At 65.9% G+C, this 20,913-nt stretch carries 21 protein-coding genes; 7 read left to right on the forward strand and 14 right to left on the reverse strand.

Going from position 1 to position 20,913, the window contains the following annotated elements:
- Window positions 1–24: 24 nt before the first annotated feature.
- Window positions 25–972 carry an N-acetyl-gamma-glutamyl-phosphate reductase gene (argC, locus tag AB4Y36_RS06610; protein ID WP_069264239.1) on the forward strand — a complete coding sequence of 316 codons (948 nt, stop codon included), beginning with the start codon at window positions 25–27 and terminating at the stop codon, window positions 970–972.
- Window positions 973–1,214: 242 nt separating this feature from the next.
- Here argC and AB4Y36_RS06615 read toward each other — a convergent pair whose 3' ends face one another.
- The gene (locus AB4Y36_RS06615) at window positions 1,215–1,580 is read right to left on the reverse strand and encodes a response regulator (protein WP_368618509.1); all 366 of its coding nucleotides are present in this window, start codon (window positions 1,578–1,580) and stop codon (window positions 1,215–1,217) included.
- Window positions 1,581–1,845: 265 nt separating this feature from the next.
- Window positions 1,846–2,718: an NAD(P)-dependent oxidoreductase gene (locus AB4Y36_RS06620; RefSeq protein WP_368682603.1), complete on the reverse strand. Its 873-nt coding sequence runs from the start codon at window positions 2,716–2,718 to the stop codon at window positions 1,846–1,848.
- Window positions 2,719–2,856: 138 nt separating this feature from the next.
- Between AB4Y36_RS06620 and AB4Y36_RS06625 the strand changes: the two genes are divergently transcribed.
- Both AB4Y36_RS06625 and AB4Y36_RS06630 read left to right on the forward strand, forming a co-directional pair.
- Window positions 2,857–3,675 carry a Mut7-C RNAse domain-containing protein gene (locus tag AB4Y36_RS06625; protein ID WP_069264244.1) on the forward strand — a complete coding sequence of 273 codons (819 nt, stop codon included), beginning with the start codon at window positions 2,857–2,859 and terminating at the stop codon, window positions 3,673–3,675.
- A gap of 117 nt (window positions 3,676–3,792) precedes the next feature.
- Window positions 3,793–4,077: a hypothetical protein gene (locus tag AB4Y36_RS06630; RefSeq protein ID WP_069264245.1), complete on the forward strand. Its 285-nt coding sequence runs from the start codon at window positions 3,793–3,795 to the stop codon at window positions 4,075–4,077.
- A gap of 73 nt (window positions 4,078–4,150) precedes the next feature.
- Here the strand turns inward: AB4Y36_RS06630 and AB4Y36_RS06635 are convergent, their stop codons facing one another.
- On the reverse strand, window positions 4,151–4,372 hold the full coding sequence (locus AB4Y36_RS06635; protein ID WP_028203426.1) for a hypothetical protein: 222 nt from the start codon (window positions 4,370–4,372) through the stop codon (window positions 4,151–4,153).
- A gap of 314 nt (window positions 4,373–4,686) precedes the next feature.
- On the opposite strand from AB4Y36_RS06635, the gene AB4Y36_RS06640 reads away from it, so the two are divergent.
- Window positions 4,687–5,652, forward strand: a complete 966-nt coding sequence (locus tag AB4Y36_RS06640) for a DMT family transporter (protein ID WP_368682604.1) — start codon at window positions 4,687–4,689, stop codon at window positions 5,650–5,652.
- Window positions 5,653–6,183: 531 nt separating this feature from the next.
- On the opposite strand, the gene AB4Y36_RS06645 is transcribed toward AB4Y36_RS06640, so the two are convergent.
- The 6 genes from AB4Y36_RS06645 to AB4Y36_RS06670 form a co-directional block, all read right to left on the reverse strand.
- A complete protein-coding gene (locus AB4Y36_RS06645) occupies window positions 6,184–6,951 on the reverse strand; it encodes a Sir2 family NAD-dependent protein deacetylase (RefSeq protein WP_256094653.1) in 768 nt (255 codons plus the stop codon).
- Between the two features lie 268 nt (window positions 6,952–7,219).
- The gene (glmS, locus tag AB4Y36_RS06650) at window positions 7,220–9,046 is read right to left on the reverse strand and encodes a glutamine--fructose-6-phosphate transaminase (isomerizing) (RefSeq protein WP_368682605.1); all 1,827 of its coding nucleotides are present in this window, start codon (window positions 9,044–9,046) and stop codon (window positions 7,220–7,222) included.
- A 77-nt stretch (window positions 9,047–9,123) separates the two neighbouring features.
- Complete coding sequence (glmU, locus tag AB4Y36_RS06655; RefSeq protein WP_368682606.1) at window positions 9,124–10,485, reverse strand: bifunctional UDP-N-acetylglucosamine diphosphorylase/glucosamine-1-phosphate N-acetyltransferase GlmU; 1,362 nt, start codon at window positions 10,483–10,485, stop codon at window positions 9,124–9,126.
- A gap of 197 nt (window positions 10,486–10,682) precedes the next feature.
- Window positions 10,683–11,654, reverse strand: a complete 972-nt coding sequence (gene ttcA, locus AB4Y36_RS06660; protein WP_368682607.1) for a tRNA 2-thiocytidine(32) synthetase TtcA — start codon at window positions 11,652–11,654, stop codon at window positions 10,683–10,685.
- A gap of 3 nt (window positions 11,655–11,657) precedes the next feature.
- Window positions 11,658–12,053, reverse strand: a complete 396-nt coding sequence (locus AB4Y36_RS06665; RefSeq protein ID WP_069264253.1) for a dihydroneopterin aldolase — start codon at window positions 12,051–12,053, stop codon at window positions 11,658–11,660.
- Between the two features lie 203 nt (window positions 12,054–12,256).
- Window positions 12,257–13,075 carry an SDR family oxidoreductase gene (locus AB4Y36_RS06670; RefSeq protein WP_368682822.1) on the reverse strand — a complete coding sequence of 273 codons (819 nt, stop codon included), beginning with the start codon at window positions 13,073–13,075 and terminating at the stop codon, window positions 12,257–12,259.
- Window positions 13,076–13,127: 52 nt separating this feature from the next.
- Here AB4Y36_RS06670 and AB4Y36_RS06675 point away from each other — a divergent pair, with 52 nt between their 5' ends.
- Both AB4Y36_RS06675 and AB4Y36_RS06680 read left to right on the forward strand, forming a co-directional pair.
- On the forward strand, window positions 13,128–14,330 hold the full coding sequence (locus AB4Y36_RS06675; RefSeq protein ID WP_368682608.1) for a class I SAM-dependent methyltransferase: 1,203 nt from the start codon (window positions 13,128–13,130) through the stop codon (window positions 14,328–14,330).
- Between the two features lie 18 nt (window positions 14,331–14,348).
- On the forward strand, window positions 14,349–14,543 hold the full coding sequence (locus AB4Y36_RS06680) for a DUF2905 domain-containing protein (protein WP_158758829.1): 195 nt from the start codon (window positions 14,349–14,351) through the stop codon (window positions 14,541–14,543).
- Window positions 14,544–14,559: 16 nt separating this feature from the next.
- Here AB4Y36_RS06680 and AB4Y36_RS06685 read toward each other — a convergent pair whose 3' ends face one another.
- The 4 genes from AB4Y36_RS06685 to AB4Y36_RS06700 form a co-directional block, all read right to left on the reverse strand.
- A complete protein-coding gene (locus AB4Y36_RS06685; protein ID WP_368682609.1) occupies window positions 14,560–15,801 on the reverse strand; it encodes a multifunctional CCA addition/repair protein in 1,242 nt (413 codons plus the stop codon).
- Window positions 15,798–16,448 carry a glutathione S-transferase family protein gene (locus AB4Y36_RS06690; protein ID WP_069264262.1) on the reverse strand — a complete coding sequence of 217 codons (651 nt, stop codon included), beginning with the start codon at window positions 16,446–16,448 and terminating at the stop codon, window positions 15,798–15,800. The genes AB4Y36_RS06685 and AB4Y36_RS06690 overlap by 4 nt, the downstream gene beginning before the upstream one ends.
- A 54-nt stretch (window positions 16,449–16,502) precedes the next feature.
- Window positions 16,503–17,459 carry a complex I NDUFA9 subunit family protein gene (locus AB4Y36_RS06695; RefSeq protein WP_342949226.1) on the reverse strand — a complete coding sequence of 319 codons (957 nt, stop codon included), beginning with the start codon at window positions 17,457–17,459 and terminating at the stop codon, window positions 16,503–16,505.
- A 147-nt stretch (window positions 17,460–17,606) separates the two neighbouring features.
- Window positions 17,607–19,580 (reverse strand): transglycosylase SLT domain-containing protein, encoded by a 1,974-nt coding sequence (locus AB4Y36_RS06700; protein WP_368606131.1) that lies wholly within the window; start codon window positions 19,578–19,580, stop codon window positions 17,607–17,609.
- A gap of 8 nt (window positions 19,581–19,588) precedes the next feature.
- Here AB4Y36_RS06700 and AB4Y36_RS06705 point away from each other — a divergent pair, with 8 nt between their 5' ends.
- Window positions 19,589–20,215 carry a 5-formyltetrahydrofolate cyclo-ligase gene (locus AB4Y36_RS06705; protein WP_368682823.1) on the forward strand — a complete coding sequence of 209 codons (627 nt, stop codon included), beginning with the start codon at window positions 19,589–19,591 and terminating at the stop codon, window positions 20,213–20,215.
- Window positions 20,216–20,237: 22 nt separating this feature from the next.
- On the opposite strand, the gene AB4Y36_RS06710 is transcribed toward AB4Y36_RS06705, so the two are convergent.
- The gene (locus AB4Y36_RS06710) at window positions 20,238–20,750 is read right to left on the reverse strand and encodes a winged helix DNA-binding protein (RefSeq protein ID WP_028212076.1); all 513 of its coding nucleotides are present in this window, start codon (window positions 20,748–20,750) and stop codon (window positions 20,238–20,240) included.
- Window positions 20,751–20,913: the final 163 nt, after the last annotated feature.

Here is a 20,913-nt window from a genome sequence, read left to right on the forward strand (position 1 = left end):
ATCCCCGCGTTCAGAGAGACTGAGATGAGCACGAAAGTTTTTGTCGACGGACAGGAAGGCACGACCGGCCTGAAGATTTTTGAATACCTGTCGCCGCGCGCCGACGTCGAGATCCTGCGTATCGACGATGCGAAGCGCAAGGATGTCGAAGAACGCCGCCGTCTCATCAACGCTTCGGACGTGACGTTCCTGTGCCTGCCCGACGTCGCCTCGCGCGAGTCGGCCTCGCTCGTCGAAAACGATCGCACCGTGCTGATCGACGCGAGCACGGCGTTCCGCACCCAGGCCGACTGGGCCTACGGCCTGCCCGAGCTGACCAAAGCCCAACGCGACAAGGTGCGCAAATCGAAGCGCATCGCCGTGCCCGGTTGCCACGCTTCGGCGTTCATTCTCGCCATGCGTCCGCTCGTCGAAGCCGGCCTCGTTGCGCCGGATTTCGCCGCGCACAGCTACTCGCTCACCGGCTACAGCGGCGGCGGCAAGAAGATGATTGCGGAGTACGAAGCAGGCGGCAACGCGAAGCTCGCGAGCCCGCGCCCGTACGCGCTCGGCCTCACGCACAAGCATTTGCCGGAAATGGCGGTGCACGGCGGCCTGAAGTCGGCACCGGTGTTCACGCCGATCGTCGGGCCGTTCTACAAGGGCCTCTCGGTCACCACCTATTTTTCGCCGAAGCAGCTCACGCGCGGCGCCAAGCCGCAGGACGTGCAGGCGCTCTTCGCCGAGTACTACGCAGGCGAGCCGTTCGTGCGCGTGGCGCCGTTCAACGCCGATGAGAACCTCGACGCCGGCATGTTCGACGTTCAGGCGAACAACGACACGAACCGTGTCGACCTGTTCGTGTTCGGCAACGACGAGCAATTCGTCACCGTTGCCCGCCTCGACAACCTGGGCAAGGGCGCTTCGGGCGCAGCGATCCAGTGCATGAATCTCGCAATTGGCGCGGCTGAAAATACCGGCCTGCATGCCTGAAGCAGCGGGACTCGCAGCGCAAACAAAAAACCGGCTCGCTGAGCCGGTTTTTTTTGCCCCACGCCCTCGTCTTGCGCCAAGGCAAAACCTGCAGACGAAAAAAAGCCCGCCAATGGTTGGCGGGCTGAATCCATATCAGAGGAGACATGGAGGAGACAAGAAGCAGTATATCGACTAGCGTGATGCGATGCAACATGTAAAGTAGTGCGCACCCTGAATGTTGCTTCAAAACAACACAGCCATCATTGTCCTGTCATCGACAAAATAAACATCAGCTGATCGAGCCCCACCGGCCGCACCAGATGCACGTCGAAGCCCGCCGTAAGCGCCTCGTCGCGGTGGCGCGATTCGCCCCAGCCGGCGAGCGCGATCATCAGCGGTACGCGCTCGCCGCTGATCGCGCGCAATGCTCGCACGATCGCGCCGGGCTCGTCCTGCGCGAGCGAAAGCGCCACGATCGCCACGTCGGGCGCGCCGCGCGCAGCCAGGTCGAGCGCCTCATCGAGCGTGCGTGCCACAGATACGCCGTAGCCGAGATCGGCCAGCAAGGTGCTGAGCCCGTCCAGCGACTTCTCGTCGTTATCGGCGATCAGGATGCGCGTCTCCATCCGCCGTTCTCCTACCCTGAAAATGGCCTCGCAGCCGGATCTCCCGCTGGATCCGGTGCGTGCCCTGTCGTCGTCATCGGTTCCCCGTCCCCACATCGCGGGCGGCGCCGTCAAACCGGTCGCCATCCATCGAGATGCGTCACATTGTGCTCAGCCGCACGCCGGGTCTTTGTGCGTCACCGCGCGGTCGTCTGAAGATTTTGATCGCAAACCACCCCCGGACGTTCGCCGCGCCTCATTGCGCCCTTCATTTCACGCAGACTCGTCAACCGCGGCCCGCGCGCCGCGCGGCCACCTTGCCGAGCACGGCGAAATCGGAGTCGCCGTCGCCGTGCGCCACGGCTTCGAGCAGGCTGTCGCGCAGCACGCTCGCGAGCGGCATCGGCGTTGCGGCGGCGTCGGCCGCGGCCAGCGCGAGCCGCACGTCCTTCAGGCCGAGGCGCGCCTTGAAGAGTGCGGGCTCGTAGCGCCGCTGCGCGATCATGCCGCCGTAGCCCGCATACACCGGGCCCGGGAACGGGCCGCCCGTCACGACGTCGAGGAAGTCGCGCATGGCGACGCCGTAGCCGTCGAGCAGCGCCGCGGCCTCCCCGAGCGACTCGACTGCCGCAGCCAGCATGAAGTTCGCGGCGAGTTTCATCACGTTCGCCTGCTGGGGCACAGCACCCACGCGCCACGTTTTCTGGCCGATCACGTCGAACAGCGGCTGCACGCGGTCGATCGCCTCGGTCGCGCCTGCCGCCATGATCGTGAGCTTCGCCGCCTGCGCGGCGTCCGGGCGCCCGAGCACCGGCGCCGCCACGTAGTGCAGGCCACGCCCGGCATGGGCCTGTGCTAGCGCTTCGGCCAGTGCGACAGAGATGGTCGCCATGTTCACGTGCACGAGCCCTTGTGGTGCATGGTCGAGCAGCGTCGCGTCGATGACCTCGCGTAGCGCGGCGTCGTCGGCGAGCATCGAGAACACGGCGTCGCCGGCGAAGGCCTCACCCGGCGTGCCGACGATGCGCGCGCCCGCGTCGGCAAGCGCCTGCGCCTTCGCGGCCGTGCGGTTCCACACGCGCACCGTGTGGCCCGCCTTCAGCAGATTGCCGACCATCGCACCGCCCATTTCGCCAAGACCGATAAATCCGATGTCCATCGCCTGCTCCTTCGATTAAAAACGAGGGGAAACCCGGAGGAAAGGTGCAGTACAGCACAAGACGGGCCACGCTGCAGGCGGGCCCTCACGCCGCGCGGACGCACGCGCGCTGTGGCAGGCGGTGCGATACTGCTTGGCATGGTCACCGCCACCTTCCGTTTTTACGAGGAGCTGAACGACTTTCTTGCGCGGCCGCTGCGCCGGCGTGCGTTCAGTTGCGCCTGCGCGCGCAACGCGACGGCGAAACACATGATCGAAGCGCTCGGCGTGCCGCACACGGAGGTCGAACTGATCCTCGTGAACGGCGAATCGGTGGGTTTCGACCATGCGCTCGCGGACGGCGACCGCGTGGCCGTCTACCCGAAGTTCGAGGCGCTCGACATCCGGCCGCTGCTGCGCGTGCGCGACGCGCCGCTGCGCGAACTGCGCTTCGTCGCCGACGCGCATCTGGGCGGCCTCGCGCAACTGCTGCGGCTGGCCGGTTTCGATACGCTCTACGACAACCACTTCCCCGACGACGAGATCGAGGCGCTCGCCGCCGCCGAACACCGCATCGTCCTCACGCGCGACCGCGAACTGCTCAAGCGGCGCAGCATCACGCACGGCTGCTACGTGCGCGCGCTCAAGCCGCGCGCCCAGGTCCACGAGATTTTCGAGCGGCTCGACCTCGCCGCGAGCGCGCGGCCGTTCCGCCTCTGCCTCATGTGCAACTCGCCGCTGCGGCCGATCGAGCGAGCCGCGGTGCGCGAGCGCGTGCCCGCCGGCGTCTACGACCGGCAGACGCGCTTCGTGACCTGCGACGTCTGCCGGCGGGTGTTCTGGGAAGGCTCGCACTGGCAGCGCATGCGCACGCTGATCGACGGCCTCACGCGCCCCGTGAACGAGGCGCACGCGGCACATGACCGGCTCGAGCGCCACAACGGCCATGAGGGACCGGATCGCGGTGGCGACGCGTAGTGGTATTCACGGGTATTCGATGCGGCTGAATGGCGCTCACGAGACCAGTCGCCGCGATGGACGCACGCGGGCGTTTGCGTACAATGCGCGCCACCGCCCAACACCGGAGCACGACATATGGCCATGAAGAAAACCGACCTTGAGAAGAACAAGGCACTGAAACTGATGCAAGCGACGCACAAGAGCGGGCCCGACCGCTTCGGCAAGGGTGCGGCGCAACCGGCGCTGGACCGCCGCGAACAGCGCAAGCTGGACCAGGCGCAAGGGCTCGTGCCCTTCGCGTGCAAGCTCAACGCCGATCTCGTCGAGAAGCTGAAGGCGCGCGCCGAGGGTCATCCCGGCGGCGTGAACGGCCTGCTGACGGAATTGCTGGAGGCCGGGCTCGCACGCGAAGCGTCCTGAGTTCGCACCCGCGGCGAACGCGCAAAAAAAAGCCAGAGCAGTTGCTCTGGCTTTTTTACGACTGAAGGGCGCTTTAGTTTGCCTGGCCCTTGTCTGCCGTACCGGCGGCCGATGCGCCTTCCGACACAGCGGCACGCTTGCCGTGGTGCTTGAGTTGCTTGTGCTGCTTCTTGGCCTTTGCGGGCGCGCTGGCTGCCGGTGCGGTCGCAGCGGGAGCCGAAGCGTCTTGTGCGAATGCCGAAGCCGTGACCAGTGCGAACGATGCTGCGATGAGCGAGGCGAGAATCTTTTTCATCTGTTGTTCCCCAAAACCTGACAAATAATGACCGGCACGTTGTGAATTAGAACAGCGTGAAACCGCAAAACGATCCGCTTGCCGATCTGGGCGGGCGTTTCGCGCGAAGCAGTATTACGCAGCGTAGGGCGTTTGTCATCCGCTAATGGCCGGGTGTATTTTCCGGGAGACAATTCCCTTTCAATTCGGATACGATCGGCCTTTACGCGTCCGTTTTCCGGATGTTCGTTGTTTTTTCACGTAATACGCTGAATTGGCCTGCTCCAAGTGAATTCGGGCCAGATTGACAGTTCCCCGCGAAAAGAGATCTCCGCTTGCAATCCGCCTCCCGCCGCCACCTGCGCGCCAATCTCCTGATGCTGACCGCCGCCCTGATCTGGGGCTCGGCGTTCGTCGCCCAGCGCCTGAGCCTCGACGCCATCGGCCCATTCCTGTTCACCGGCCTGCGCTTCCTGCTGGGCGCCGGCGTCGTTTCGGTCTTTCTGCTCGCACGCCGCCGCACCAGCGGGCGCGGCGCTGCGGAACGCGGCAACACGGCGGCGCCGGCGCTGTTCAACGGCGCACTGCTGCGCTCGGGCACCGTGCTCGGCCTCGTGCTGGCCGTCGCCATCTCGCTTCAGCAGATCGGACTCGGCTACACGAAGATCGCCAACGCCGGCTTCATCAGTTCGCTCTATGTCGTGATCGTGCCGATGCTCGGCGTGCTGCTGCGCCATCGCACGGGCATCGGCACATGGCTCGGCGCCGCGCTCGCCGCGGTTGGGCTCTACTTCCTCAGCATCAACGAGCACTTTTCGGTGATGTACGGCGACTGGTACCAGCTCGGCTGCGCGCTCGTGATCTCGATCCAGGTCATGCTCGTGGGCCACTACGCGCCGCGCCACGATCCGCTCGCGCTTTCGATCGTGCAGTTCGTCGCCTGCGGCGTGGTGTGCCTCGCGATCGGGCTCGCGTGCGAACCGCTGCGCGCGGCCGACATCGTGCGCGCCGCGCCCACCATCCTCTATGGCGGCGCGCTTTCGGTGGGCATCGGTTATACGCTGCAGGTCGTCGCGCAGCGCGACGCCGCGCCCGCGCACGCCGCCGTGATCTTCAGCATGGAAGGCGTGTTCGCCGCGCTCGCGGGCCGGGCCGCACTCGGCGAAACGCTCACGCCGCGCGCACTCGCCGGCTGCGCGCTCATTCTCGCCGGCCTGCTCGCCTGCCAGCTCCTGCCGGCCTGGCAAGCGCGCATGCTCGCGAAGCAGCGCGCCGCTGCGCAACCTGCCGAAACGGCGTAAAAACGCGCCATGATTTTCTGGCGTTGATCTCGCGCTCCGCACTATTTCGACAAATGGCGTCGCTTTCGAGTGGCGCCATTTTTTTCGTGTGGATAACGCGTAATTGCGTCGCGCCGAACCAGGTTATCCACGCCCACCTCTGGACAACCTGGGGACGACCTGGCGAACGACCTGTGGACCACTTCTTGATAACCACGCACCTGGCGTTGCGACCTGAAAAGTTATCCCAGCAGCTCGCAACGCGTACAAGCTTTGTCCGCATGGCTATCCGTTTTGCATCGGTATGAGCCGACAAGCAATTTTCGTGTTGTCCACAGTTAATGCCAGGACTTGTTAACTGCTACTACTTATAAATATAAATACTGAAAAGACTATGGGGATATACGCGACGCTCGCTTCGCTCGCGTGCTGCGCATTCGCGCAAAGTCATTCCACGCTGTGTTCAAGTGTCCCACGCATGCGCAATGAAAAAAGGCGTGCCCCGAGGAGGCACGCCCTTGCCGAATGCATCGCGTGAGGACACTGTGGGGGCTAGTCGTCCGCCATCATCCGCTCGATCGTCGGCTCGAGATCGAGCAAACCGATGGTCGCGGGCTTGGCCTCGACGACGCCAAAGCATTCCGTGCGCTGTGGCGCCGGATCGACGAGGAAATTGCGCGCGTAATGCCCGCAACGCGCAGGCGGCAGAAGCCGCTCGGGCGGGATCACCTCGAACGCCGTCCCCACGGCGATGAAGAGATCGTCCGGCGTCATGTCGCTCTGAATGCGCCAGAGCGTCTCGTACTCGGGCGCGGCCTCGTTGAAAAACACTACACCGGGCTTCACGCCCTCCACCTGCCCGCAGGACGGACAGGCCGCTTGCGGATCGAGCGCGCGGCCGGACACGGGAAACCGATAGTCGCAATCGGTGCACAGCAGCGAAATCATGTCGCCGTGCAGATGCGTCACCTGGCGCGCGCCGGCCTGCTCGAGCATGTCGTCGATGTTCTGCGTGACGAGATGCACGCGCTCCGTGCCCCAGGCGTCCTGCCACTTCGCGAGCCGTTCGTGGGCGGCGTTCGGGCGCGCGTCGCCGCATTCGGCGATGCGCTGGTTGTAGAAACGGAACACCGCGGGCCGGTTGCGGCGCCACGTGAGGTAATTGCAGACCTCGTCGATGCTCGCATGGGACCAGATGCCGTCGCCGGTGCGGAACGTCGAAATGCCGCTTTCCGCAGACAGTCCCGCACCGGAAAACACGAACAGGCGGGGGAGTCTGCCGGACTGCCCCGGTTGCCGGGATTGCGCCACGTTTGCCACTTTCGCCTCCTTGATCGAACGGCGACATTATGACCGTCCAGCGGCGTTTCGGCAGAGGTTCGCCATGGCGGACAGGCGCATGGTCCCGACGAGCGCGTTGCGCGCCCCCAGAACCGGCGCAGGGCGTCTGATCACCCCTGAACACGCGCCGGGTCGCGGCAGCCGCTTGGGAGGCCTCTCAACGCCTTCTGCCGCGATCGGCCAATAAAAAAGGGATGCCGCTATGGCATCCCTTTTTTCAACAGGCGCGATCAGCGCGCGAACAACCTCACTCCACCGTCACCGACTTCGCGAGGTTACGCGGCTTGTCCACATCGGTGCCGCGCACGCACGCCGTGTGATACGCGAGCAGTTGCAGCGGCACGACGTGCAGGATCGGCGAGAGCAGCCCGTAGTGTTCCGGCATGCGGATCACGTGGATGCCGTCTTCGCTCGTGATGTGCGTATCGGCATCGGCGAACACGTACAGCTGGCCGCCGCGCGCGCGCACTTCCTGCATGTTCGACTTGAGCTTCTCGAGCAGCGCGTCGTTGGGCGCGACCGTCACCACGGGCATCGCCTCGGTCACGAGCGCAAGCGGCCCGTGCTTGAGCTCGCCGGCCGGATACGCCTCGGCGTGGATGTACGAGATTTCCTTGAGCTTGAGCGCGCCTTCGAGCGCGATCGGATAATGCAGCCCGCGCCCGAGGAACAAGGCGTTTTCCTTGCGCGCGAACTCTTCGGACCACGCGATGATCTGCGGCTCCAGCGCGAGCACGCCGTTGAGCGCGGCCGGCAGGTGGCGCAGCAGTTTCAGGTGCGCGCTTTCCTGTTCGGCATTCACATGGCCGCGCAGCTTGCCGAGCGTGACGGCGAGAATGAAAAGGCCGACGAGCTGCGTGGTGAACGCCTTCGTCGACGCGACGCCGATCTCGCGCCCTGCGTGCGTGAGGAACTTGAGCGCGGTGAGTCGCACCATCGCGCTCGTCGCCACGTTGCAAACCGCGAGCGTGTGCGCCATGCCGAGCGACTGCGCGTGCTTGAGCGCGGCGAGCGTGTCCGCGGTTTCGCCCGACTGCGAAATCGTCACGACGAGCGCGCGCGGATTCGGCACCGACTCGCGATAGCGGTATTCGCTCGCGATCTCGACATCGGTGCGGATCTTCGCCACGGATTCGAGCCAGTACTTCGCCGTGAGGCCTGCGTAATAGCTCGTGCCGCACGCGAGAATCAGAATGCTGTCGATGCCCTTGAACACCTCGCCCGCGTTCTCGCCGAAGAGTTCGGGCGTGAAGGCGTCGGTGGCGGGAATGGTGTCGGAGATCGCACGCGGCTGCTCGAAGATTTCCTTCTGCATGTAGTGGCGATACGGGCCGAGATCGACCGCGCCGCCATACGCGCCATAGGCCTGCACGTCGCGCACTTCGCGCGTCACGATGTTGCCCGCGCGATCGGCGATGCGCACGCCTTCCAGCGTGATCTCGCACACATCGCCCTCTTCCAGATAGCTGATGTGCTCGGCGCTGCCCGCGATGGCGAGCCCGTCCGACGCGATGAAATTCTCACCCTTGCCATAGCCCACCACGAGCGGCGACCCGGCGCGCGCGCCGACCACCGTATGCGGCTGGCTCTTGTGCACCACGCCGATCGCATACGCGCCCGCGAGTTGCTGCACGGCCGCGCGCACGGCGACGAACAGGTCGCCCTGATACAGGCTGTGGATCAGATGCGCGATGACTTCGGTGTCGGTCTGCGAAACGAACTCGTAGCCCTTCGCGCGCAGCATTTCGCGCAGCGACTCGTAGTTCTCGATGATGCCGTTGTGCACGATCGCGAGCGTGTCGCGCGAGAAGATCGGGTGCGCATTGTTCACCGTGGGCGCACCGTGCGTGGCCCAGCGCGTGTGCGCGATACCGGTCACGCCTTCGAAGTGCGCCTCGCGCACCTGCTCGTCGAGCTCGGCCACGCGCGCCACGCTGCGCACGCGCTGCGGGCCGTCGGCCGTCACGACGGCCACGCCGCACGAGTCGTAGCCGCGATATTCGAGCCGCCGCAGTCCTTCGATCAGGACGGGAACGATGTTACGAAGCGCAACCGCGCCGACGATGCCGCACATGGATTCGATCCTTTGCAATGAGAGGCGTGGGCGCCGCGCGCTTGTCGTGCGACAGGCGGTGCCCGCAATTCAACCGTTCAGTTCTTTTTCTTCACCGGCCGAACGTAGCCGGTTTTCGCGATCTGCGTTTTTTCGTTGAGCACGAGCGTGGCTTCCGGCACGTCCTTCCACACCGTCGTGCCCGCCGCGATGGTCACGCCGCGGCCCACGCGCACGGGCGCGACGAGCTGCGTATCCGAACCCACGAACACGTTGTCCTCGATGATCGTGCGGTGCTTGTTCGCGCCGTCGTAATTGCAGGTGATGGTGCCCGCGCCGATGTTCACGCCCGCGCCGACATCGGCGTCGCCCACGTAGCTCAGGTGATTCGCCTTCGAGCCCACGCCGATGTTCGCGTTCTTCACCTCGACGAAGTTGCCCACGTGAACTTCATCGGCGAGCTTCGCGCCGGGACGCAGACGCGCATACGGCCCGAGCACCGCGTTCGCGCCGACAGCCGCGTTTTCGATATGCGTGTAGGCGTCCACGCGCGTGCCCGCGCCGATCGACGCGCTGCGAATCACGCAGTTCGGGCCCACGCTCACGTTGTCCGCCAGCGTCACCTCGCCTTCGAATACGCAGTTCACGTCGATGAACACGTCGCGCCCGCAGCGAAGCGAGCCGCGCACGTCGATGCGCGCGGGGTCCGCGAGCGTCACGCCCGCGACGAGCAGCGCTTCGGCCACGTTGCGCTGATGCACGCGCTCGAGTTCGGCGAGCTGCTGCTTGCTGTTCACGCCGAGCGTTTCCCATTCTGCGTCGGGCTGCGCGGTCACGGCCGGATGACCGGCGGCGATCGCGGCTTCCACCACGTCGGTGAGGTAGTACTCGCCCTGCGCGTTGTCGTTCTTCAGCGCGGCCAGCCAGCCCGCGAGCGGCGCGGTGGGCGTCACGACGATGCCCGTGTTGATCTCGGCGATCTTGCGCTGCGCTTCGTTCGCGTCCTTCTGCTCGACGATGCGCTCGACCTTGCCCGCCGCGTCGCGCACGATGCGGCCGTAACCGGTCGGGTCGTCGAGCGTGACGGTGAGGATGCCGTAGCCGTTCTCGCCAGCGGTGTCGACGAGACGCTTGAGCGTGGAAGCGCGCGTGAGCGGCACGTCGCCGTAGAGCACGAGCGTGGGCACGTTCGCGTCGAGCAGCGACAGCGCCTGCGCGAGCGCGTGCCCCGTGCCGAGCTGCTGCGCCTGCAGCGCGAACTGGACGTCGGGCGCGCCGACGGCTTCGCGCACGGCTTCGCCGCCATGGCCGACCACGACGACGAGGCGAGTGGGCGACAGCGTGCGGGCAGTATCGATGACGTGCGAGAGGAGCGGCTTGCCGGCGAGCGGATGGAGCACTTTCGGCAGCGCGGAGTGCATGCGTTTGCCCATGCCTGCCGCGAGGATCACGATGTTCATTGCATCAGTGACTGAATGAGGATGAAGCGGCCGATTTTAGCATGCGGGATATCCCCGACACGCCGGCCGGCCGGGCTCTCGTGCCCCGAAAAACATTGTTTTACAACTGCTTTTCTTCGGATCGACAGGCGGAAGTAAAAACGCTCCGATGCGGGGTCGGAGCGTTTCAGAACCACAGAGACGATCTGAGGTAAGGCTCAAAGATCGTCGAACGGCGTGAACTTGATCGCCGTGCCTTCCGTGGGCGCCGGGTCGGTCGAGCACGGCTCTTCGTCGAACGCGATGTCGCCGGCCGGATCGGCCACGCCCGTCGCGCGCAGGTCCGCGAAGTTGAACAGGTTCGCGTCCATGAGGTGCGAAGGCACGACGTTGCCTAGCGCGTTGAACATGTTCTCCACGCGGCCCGGGAAGCGCTTGTCCCACTCGCGGATCAGCGCCTTCATCTCCGCGCGCTTCAGGTTCGGCTGACTGCCGCACAGGTTGCATGGAATGATCGGGAATTCGCGCAGCACCGCGTACTTCTCGAGATCGGTTTCCTTCACGTAGGCAAGCGGCCGGATCACGACGTTCTTGCCGTCGTCCGACTGCAGCTTGGGCGGCATGCCCTTGAGCTTGCCGCCGTAGAACAGGTTCAGCAGCAGCGTCTGGAGAATGTCGTCGCGATGATGGCCCAGCGCGATCTTGGTCGCGCCCAGTTCGCCCGCCACGCGGTACAGAATGCCCCGGCGCAGGCGCGAGCACAGCGAGCAGGTCGTCTTGCCCTCGGGTACGAGGCGCTTGACGATGCTGTACGTGTCCTGGTTCTCGATGTGATACGGCACGCCCACGCGGTCGAGATATTCGGGCAGCACGTGCTCCGGAAAGCCCGGTTGCTTCTGGTCGAGGTTCACGGCCACGATGTCGAAGTCGATCGGCGCGCGCTCGCGCAGGCGCAGCAGCACGTCGAGCATCGCGTAACTGTCCTTGCCGCCCGACAGGCAAACCATGACCTTGTCGCCGTTCTCGATCATCTTGTAGTCGCCGATCGCCTGGCCGACCTGACGCACGATGCGCTTGAACAGCTTGTTGTTCTCGTAGGCTTCCTTCTGCTCGCGGCGCGTGAGCACCTGGCGGCCCGTCTCTTCGGTCGCGGCGTCCTCGCCAACGGGTAGCGTTTCGGGGGCGTTCATGAATCAGTCCTCTTTGATGCGAAAGACCTCGACGCCCACCGCGTCGCAGTCCGGATAAACGTCGGGCTTCTCGGTCGAAACGCGCACCGCGCGCACGAGTTCGTGCGAAAGCAGCGCCGCGGCGAGATCGTCGCAGAGCGTCTCCTGCAGATGGATATGGCCTTTGCCCACGCGTTCGGCGACGGTCGAGCGCATGAAGTCGTAGTCGACGACTTCGCGCAGTTTGTCCTCTTGCGGCGTGGTCGAAGCAAGCGGCACGAACAGGTCGACATTGATGATGACGCGCTGTTCGCCGCGCTTCTCGAACTCATGCACGCCGATGTTGATGTGCACTTCGTAGTCGCGCAGGAAGAGCCGGCGGCAATCGGCGAGCCGGGGGTGAAGCAAAACGGTGGACATACGGGTTCCAGTCGATAAAAGCGTGCGTTCTCTCGCACGTATGCCGGCGCGGCGCGCCCGGCGGGTCGTTCAGCCGGTCTGCAAAACCGCTCGTGCGCGGCGGCTTGCATTCCTTTGTCTTCGTCAGCACCGCTGGCTCGCCGTTCTGCGCGCAGCGGGCTATGCATTTAGTTGCAAAACTAGATGCAATCCACGTTCGGGCGTCAGCCGCCCGTCAAAAACATCACGTCGCGGGGCAGCGGCAGGAGATGCTGGCCGCCGTCCACGACGAGCGTCGTGCCGGTCACGCCGGTCGCCCGCGCCAGATACAGCGCCGCTTCCACGAGATCGGCGGGCCGCGACGCGCGCTTGAGCGGCGTAACCTGGTGCGCGGCGGCGAAGCTCGCCGGCGTCTGGTCGCCCGACTGCAGCGTCAGGCCGGGCGCGAGCCCGACCACCCTCACCTTTGGCGCGAGCGCCTGGGCAAGCGCGACGGTGGCGTTCTGCAGCGCGGCCTTCGTCAGCGTGTACGACAGATAGTCGGGATTCATGTTGTACAGCTTCTGGTCGAGCACGTTGATCACACACGGGCGCAGCGTCTCGTCGTCCGCCGCCGCTTCGGGCGTTGCCTCGTACAGCATGCGCGAGAGCACGAGCGGCGCGCCCACGTTGATCGCCATCAGCTGCAGCAGCTTCGCGTAGCCCACATCCTGCGCGGTGTCCTCGTCGAAGCGCGAGGCATTGTTGAGCACGCACGCCGGACGACCGAGCGCCGCGACACAATCCGGCACGAGCCGCGCCACCTGGGCTTCGTCGCCGAGGTCGGCGTGCAGCGCCACAGCCCGGCGGCCCAGCGCCGCGATCTGCGCGACGACTTCCTCGGCGGCCTCGCGCGACTCGCCGTAGTGGACCGCGACGTCCCAGCCGCGCTGCGCAAAGCCGAGCGAGAACTCGCGGCCAATACGGCGTGCTCCGCCCGTGACCAGCACGACGGGCGCCGCTACGCCAAAATCGGGGCGCGATCCGTTGTCGGATGCACTCATGTCGGCGTCAGCCGGGCGGATGCCGGGAGTTGCGCTCATTTACAATGCCGGGATGAATCCGAAAGCTCACGAACCCGATAGTTTACCTGTTCCCGAGCCGATCGCGCTCGCACAGTCCGAGGCGCTCGCGGCCACGTTGCGCGCCGAGATCGCCGCGGCGGGCGGGTGGCTCCCGTTCGACCGCTACATGGAGCGCGCACTCTATGCGCCGGGACTCGGCTACTACGGCGGCGGCGCACGCAAATTCGGCCTCTTTGCCGACGACGGCAGCGACTTCGTGACCGCGCCCGAGCTTTCGCCGCTCTTTGCCGCGACGCTCGCGCGCGCCGTGGGCGAAGCGCTCGCCGCCAGCGGCACGCACCGTCTGATGGAATTCGGTGCGGGCACGGGCCGCCTCGCGGCGGGTCTGATGCTCGCACTCGACGCAGCAGGCGTGGCGTTCGACTCCTACGCCATCGTCGATCTGTCGGGCGAGTTGCGCGAGCGCCAGCGCAAGACCATCGTGCAGCTCGCGCCGGCACTGCTGAGTCGCGTGACGTGGCTCGATGCGCTGCCCGCGCAGTTCGAAGGCGTGGTGATCGGCAACGAGGTGCTCGACGCCATGCCGGTGCGCCTCTTCTCGCGCAAGGACGCCGTCTGGCACGAGCGCGGCGTGAGCGCAAACGCAGAAGGCGCCTTCGTCTTTTCCGATCAGCCGGCGAACTCCGGGCGCGATGCCAACTGGCCCGAGAGCGCGCTCGCAGGCGTGGAAGGCAGCGAAGACTACGTGACCGAAACGCACGAAGCCGCACTCGCCTTCACGCGCACGGTTTGCGCGATGCTCCAGCGCGGCGCGGCTTTCTTCATCGACTATGGCTTTCCGCGCCACGAGTACTATCATGCGCAGCGCGCGCAAGGCACGCTGATGTGCCACTACCGGCACCGCGCTCACGGCGACCCGTTCCTCTATCCCGGTTTGCAGGACATCACCGCGCACGTGGAATTCACGGGCATTGCCGAAGCGGGCGTCGAAGCGGGCGCGGACCTGCTCGGCTATACCACACAGGCGCGCTTTCTGATGAACGCGGGCATTACCGACGTGCTGAGCGAGATCGATCCGCACGACGCGCAGCGCTTTCTGCCCGCCGCGAACGCGGTGCAGAAACTCGTATCGGAAAGCGAGATGGGCGAGCTGTTCAAGGTGATCGCGTTTTCGCGCGGCATCGACGAGACCATCGCGGCGTTTGCGCGCGGCGACCGCAGCCACACACTCTGACGCTCACGCCACGCGACCATGATCCGCTGGTTTCTCACCACCTTCATCGCCGTGGCGATTCTCTCGAGCGCCCAGCCCTGGCTCAGAAAGCTCGGCATCGGGCGGCTGCCGGGCGACATCACGCTGCGCATTTTCGGCCGCGAATATCCGCTGCCGTTCATGTCGACACTCGTGCTTTCGATGGCGCTTTCGTTTCTCGTGCGCGTGCTCTGAACGCGCGCTCGACCGGTCAAGCCGCTGCGAGCGCGCCTTCCACCGCCGCCACGCGCGCCTCGTGCACCGCTTCCTTGATCTTCTCGGCGCCGCCGCGTTCGATCGAGCGCGCAATCGCCCCCGCATCGACGCCGCGCGCAGCCACGAGCGCGATCCGCAGGCGCTCCGCCTGCGGATAAGGCGCGTTCTCCCAGTTCAGCCGCCCGCGCAAATCGGCCTCGCAGGCCTGCAACGCCTCGGCGAAACGCGCGGGTTTGCGCAGCGCGTCGCAACGTTCGAGCATGCGCACGAGCGCCGCCGCGCCCATCTCCATCACGCGATGCACGTTGCCGTGCTCGCGCGCGACCAGCACCGCCAGCTCGCGGCAGTCGTTGGGCACGCGCAGACGGTCGCACAGCGGTTTGAGCAGATCGACGCTGCGCCCTTCGTGGCCGATGTGACGCGGCAGCACGTCCTCGGGCGTCGTGCCCTTGCCGAGATCGTGCGTGAGCGCCGCGAAGCGCACCGGCAGCGTGTAGCCCTGCGCGGCCGCATGGTCGATCACCATCATCACGTGCACGCCGGTGTCGATCTCCGGGTGATAGTCGGCGCGCTGCGGTACGCCCCACAGCGCGTCGACCTCGGGCAGCACGCGCGCGAGCGCGCCGCAATCGCGCAGCACCTCGAACATGCGCGACGGCTTCGCTTCCATGAGACCGCGGGCGATTTCCTGCCACACGCGCTCGGGCACGAGTGAATCGACTTCGCCTGATGCGACCATCTCGCGCATGAGTTCGAGCGTTTCGGGCGCGACGGTGAAATCGGCGAATCGCGCGGCGAAGCGCGCGATGCGAAGAATGCGCACGGGGTCTTCGAGAAACGCGTCGCTCACGTGGCGGAACACGCGCGCCTCGAGATCGCGCGCGCCGCCGAACGGATCGACGACTTCCCCCGTGAGCACGCCCCCCGGCTGCACTTCGCGCGCCATCGCGTTGATGGTGAGGTCGCGCCGCGCGAGATCTTCCTCGAGTGTCACGTCAGGCGCGTAGAAAAACTGGAAGCCGTGATAGCCGGCCGCCGTCTTGCGCTCGGTGCGCGCAAGCGCGTACTCCGCGTGCGTTTCGGGATGCAGAAAGACCGGGAAGTCCTTGCCCACCGGACGATAGCCCTGCGCGGCCATCTGCTCGGGCGTCGCGCCCACCACGACATAGTCGCGGTCGCGCACGGGCAGCCCGAGCATCTCGTCGCGGATCGCGCCGCCTACGACATAGATCTTCATTCGTCGTCGCGCTCGTCGTCCTGGACGATATGCGTTTCGCGGCGCGCCGCCTCGACCCACTCGGTCACCGCGGGCAGTGCGCTCACGCGCTGCGCGTACGCCGCCGCTTCGGGCGAGAGCTTCGGCTGGTAGCTGTTGAAGCGCATGACGACCGGCGCGTACATCGCGTCGGCAATGCTGAACTCGCCGAACAGGAACGGCCCGCCGCTCGCGGCGAGACACTCGCGCCAGAGCGCGTCGATGCGCGCGACGTCGGCGAGCGCACCCGGCGTCGCGCCGGCGCCCGGCTTCACCTTGCGGATGTTCATCGGCATGTGGTTGCGCACTTCGCCGAAGCCCGAATGCATCTCCGCGCTCACACTGCGCGCGCGGGCGCGCGCGTTCGCGTCGCGCGGCCACAGCGCGTGCTGCGGGAAGCGCTCGGCGAGCGTCTCGGCAATCGCGAGCGAATCCCACACGGCAAAGCCGTCGTCGCCAACGAGGCACGGCACCTTGCCCGAGGCCGAGAACGCGAGGATCGACGACCGGGTGGCCGGCTCGTCGAGCTCGATCAACACCTCCTCGAACGCAATGCCGAAGTGCTTGAGCAGCACCCACGGACGCATCGACCACGACGAATAGTTCTTGTCTCCGATTACGAGCTTCATTGTTCCAATGACCGTTGTGAGTTGAATAAGCGCCGGCTGAGAGTCCGCGTTGGGCTATCGGCCGGCACTGGCGCGAAAGATGTTCAGCCGCGAACGCAGCGAGGCGTCGGCGAGATAGAGCGGCGCGATCGTCTCGATGCTCGCGGGCTCGATATCGAGCTCGGGGGCGAGCGGCCCGGTCAGCACGCTGTCCACCTTCATCGAATCGAGATTATCGCGCGTGAGCACCGGCACGCCCGGCGCCATTTCGAACGAGAGCGCCTGCAGGCGGCCGAACGCGTCGGGCAGCCGCACGATGCGCGCGTGCCGACCCACCACTTCGCCGCAATACTGCAGCAACTGTTCGAGCGTGTAGACCGTCGGGCCGCCGAGTTCGTAAGTGTGCCCGCTCGCGGCATCGAGATCGAGCACGTTGACGATCGCCTTCGACACATCGCCCACGAACACCGGCTGGAACTTCGCGTCGGGCATAGCGAGCGGAATCATCGGGAAGAGCCGCTGCAGGAGCGCGAAACGGTTGAGGAAGGTGTCCTCGGGACCGAACACGACGGAAGGCCGGAAGATGGTCGTAGCGAGCGCCGGGGCCGCGTGCACGGCTTTCTCGCCGTCGCCCTTGGAGCGCAGGTACATGCTCGGCCCGCGCGGGTCGGCGCCGAGGGCGCTCACGTGGATCAGGCGATGGACGCCCTTGCCCTCGCAGGCGGCGACGATCTTCGTGGGCAAGTCGACGTGCAGCTTCGCGAAGCCCGGGCCGTAGGGATCGCCGCGCCCGCCGTTGAGCGTGCCGACAAGATTGATGACTGCGTCCGCATTTTCGACGAACGCCGCGAGCGCGACCGGATCGGACACATCGGCCTCGATCACGTCGACGGGCAGCAGGGTGAGATGGCGGGCGTTGTAGCGGCGTCGGGTGGCGACGCGCACGTCCTTGCCCGCCTCGACGAGCGCGTTGACGAGATGGCTGCCGATGAATCCCGAACCGCCGATGACCGCAATGGCTTGATGTCGCATCTTCGACCTCCTCGGGCAGGCGGCGCCGCCGCGTACGAGGTCCGGTTCGTCCCGCGGCGCGCCAGTCAGAAGACGGAGCACGCAGCGTGCCGTCTGCCGTGCGCGTTTCCGTATGAAGGGAAGCGGCGCGGTCCAACGGCCCGGCGCTTACGGCGAGATATAGCCGAGACGCGCCTTCAGCGATTGCGGACGGCCCTCGAACAGCGCCGCATAGTAGACCGTGTTCGACAACACGTTTTTCACGTAATCGCGGGTTTCCTGGAACGGAATGGTTTCCGCGAAGATGGCGCCCTCGACGCCGCCCTGCAAAGTCTGGCGCCATGCGCGCGGGCGGCCCGGCCCGGCGTTGTAGCCCGCGGTGGCGAGCACGGCGGAGCCGTCGAACTGATTGTAGATCATCGACAAATAATTCGTTCCGAGCAGGATATTGGTGTCGAGATCGTTGAGCTGGTCGCGCGACAGGGGCCCGAGGCCGATCTTCTTCGCCACCATCTGCGCCGTGGCCGGCATGATCTGCATGAGGCCGCTCGCCCCCACGCCCGATTTCGCATTGAGAATGAAACGCGATTCCTGGCGAATCAGGCCGTAGGCCCATTCGACGTCGAGGCCGCTCGTTTGCGCGTCGCGCTCCACGACGTCGCGGAACGGCGCGAGATAGCGCAGCGAGAAGTCGTGCTCCGTTTGCGTGCGGTCGGCCGTGTTGACAGTGCGGTCGAGCAACTGGATGCGTTTCGCGTATTCGGCGACGGCGAGCAGCTGCCGGTCGCTCATGCCGCGCAGCGGCCAGTTCCATTCGCGATTGCCTTCGAGCCGCAGATTCAGCGCATAGAAGCGCTGCGCGAGCGCGAAGCCCGGCGTTTGCGCAGCCTGGGCGATTTCGGCGTCGCTCACCGTGGTCTTCGGCGGGATGGTGATCTTCTGGCCGAGTTCTTCGGTGGCGAGCTGGCCGTAGAAGTGATAGCCCTGCGAAATCGACGCGAATTCCTGGTTCGCTGCGCCCGTTTCGCCGGCCTGTTTGAGCGCGCGTGCGTGCCAGTACACCCACGACGGCTGCGCGCGCAGCGCGGCCGGCATCTGTTCGATCGACCAGCGCACCATGGTCCAGTCGCCGCCCAGCAGCGCGGCGCGCGTACGCCATTCGTAAGCCGGGTTCGAGAGAGGCGCATTGGCCGAGAGGCGGTACCAGCCGAGCGAAGCGGGCAGGCGCTTCAACGCCCCTTGATAGCCGATCGTGCCCCAGCCTGTCGCGCGCTCCGGCGAACTGAGCTGCGGTGCGACAGTGGCGAAGGTGGCCGCTGCCATGGCCGGATCGTTGGCCGCCATCACGGTGACGGCGAGCAGCGCGAGCTGGTGCGATTGCGGGTCGGCGGTGACGCCTTGCGCGAGCGTGAGCGGCGGCGTGCTCACGGCCTGGCTGAACGCGGTCGGGTCGGGGCGCTGCGAAAGGCCGTCGAGCAGCTTCGCGCCGGTCGAGGTCTGGTTCTGCTCGTAGGCGAGGCGGATCTGCTGCCACACGTCGTCGCTCGAGAACTGGCCTTTGATGGCAAGCGCGGTGATGAGATCGACGCAGCCGTCGCCGTAATAGCGCGGCTCGGTGAGCAGCGCACGCGCGTCGTTCGCGACGTTCTCGCCGCGCGCCGCGCGCGACTCCAGCGCGTAGCACTTCACCTGCGTGTCGTCGTTGAGCACGAAGCGCGAATATTGCTGGTCGAAATTCGTCCAGTCGTGGCGCGCGCCGAGCACGGTCAGATAGTCGTTGCGCATGCGGTCGGCGATCGCCTGACCGTCGTAGCGCTGCAGGAACGACAGCACCGGCGCGTCGGGCGCGTCGATGCGCGCGTGGCCCTGCGAATCGAACAGCTGCGGCTTGAGCTGGAAGTATTCGAGGTACGACGGCGCCGGGTAGTCGGGAATCATCGCAGCGAGTTGCGCGGCGCGCGCGGGATCGTTGTTGCGCGCGGCTTCGCGAAGCTGGATGAAAGTCTGATCGTCGTTGGAAAGGACTGCGCCTATGGGCAGTGCGACGGGGCGCACGGCGTCCGCCGTGCTGCATGCTACGAGTGCCGCGGCAGTCAGTGCGAGACCGACCACGCGATATACTCGGACAAGGCGTTTGGACATCGTTATTTCTGGAGCGCGAGGTGAACCCAAGCATAGCACGCAACCCTCACACGGAATCCAAAAAGGACTGGCGTGCAAGGCTGCTTCCTCGGCGAATTGAGGCGGCTTCCGACGTGGCAATCGGTGCGGCACTCGCGGCTCGTCTCGATGCGCTCGTCGCGCAATTTTCGCCGCGTTCGATCGGGTTCTACTGGCCCTTGCGCGGCGAGTTCGATGCGCGCGCCTGGATCACCGCCTGGCTCGCCGCCGATGCGTCACGCCGCGCCGCCCTCCCCGCCATTCCCGAGCGCCATACGCCACTCGTCTTTCACGCCTGGACGCCCGATGCTCCGATGTGCGAAGGCCATCACGGGATCCTCGAGCCGCAATCGCAGGAAGTGATCGTGCCTGATCTTCTTTTCGTGCCCTGCGTGGGTTTCGATCGCGACGGCTATCGCCTCGGTTACGGCGGCGGCTACTACGACCGCACGCTGGCCGCCTGGCCGGGCATTGCGTTGCCCGTCACGGTTGGCATTGCGTATGAAGCATGCCGCATCGACGACGGCGTGCTTGCGCGCGAGGCGCACGACCTGCCGCTCGACGCCGTGGTGACGGAAGCCGCCACGCACCTTTGCCAACGTTCACGTGAACGTTGAACGCTGAACGCGCCTTGATCGCTCAGAGCGAAGCCGCCGCGCGCGCGGCCGTGTCATAGAGCCCCGACGCATTGCGCATGAGTTGCGCGGCATCGCCGATCTGCTGATTCGTGAGGCCGCTTTCCTTGAGCGTCGCGATGAGGCAGCTCTCGCGCACGTCGCGATAGCGCAGGCACAGCGCCTGGCCTTCCGGCGTGACCGAAAAGAAGACTTCCTTGCCGGTCTTTTCGCTTTTTACATACCCTCTTGAGACGAGCTTCTTCAACGCATACGTGGCCACGTGCGTGTCCTCGATGTTGAGCACGAAGCAGATATCCGCGAGCTTCTTGCGCCGCTCGCGATGGCCGACGTGATGGAGCAGCGACACCTCGATCGGCGTCATGTCCTTCACGCCCGCCGCCGACATGCAGCGCACCATCCAGCGGTTGAACGCATTGCTCGCCATGATGAGCGCGTACTCGAATTCGGAAAGCTCGGCGCTCGACTCGGAGACGAGATGTTCGGACGAAACGATCTTGGTCGGCTGGCGCGACATGGCAGATAACCCGGTAGTCGGTGTTCGAAAAGGCAAAGCGGCGTGGCGTGAGTGTAATTGCAGCGCGATTGCCGTGCGCCTGGCGAAAACGCTTATTGATAATTTGTAGATAATTTATCGACAATGTACGCTAGGAAGGAATGGCACCGGCACCGCCTGTGCA

Source organism: Paraburkholderia sp. BR10936 (genome assembly GCF_040965735.1).
Classification (GTDB): Bacteria; Pseudomonadota; Gammaproteobacteria; order Burkholderiales; family Burkholderiaceae; genus Paraburkholderia; species Paraburkholderia nodosa_A.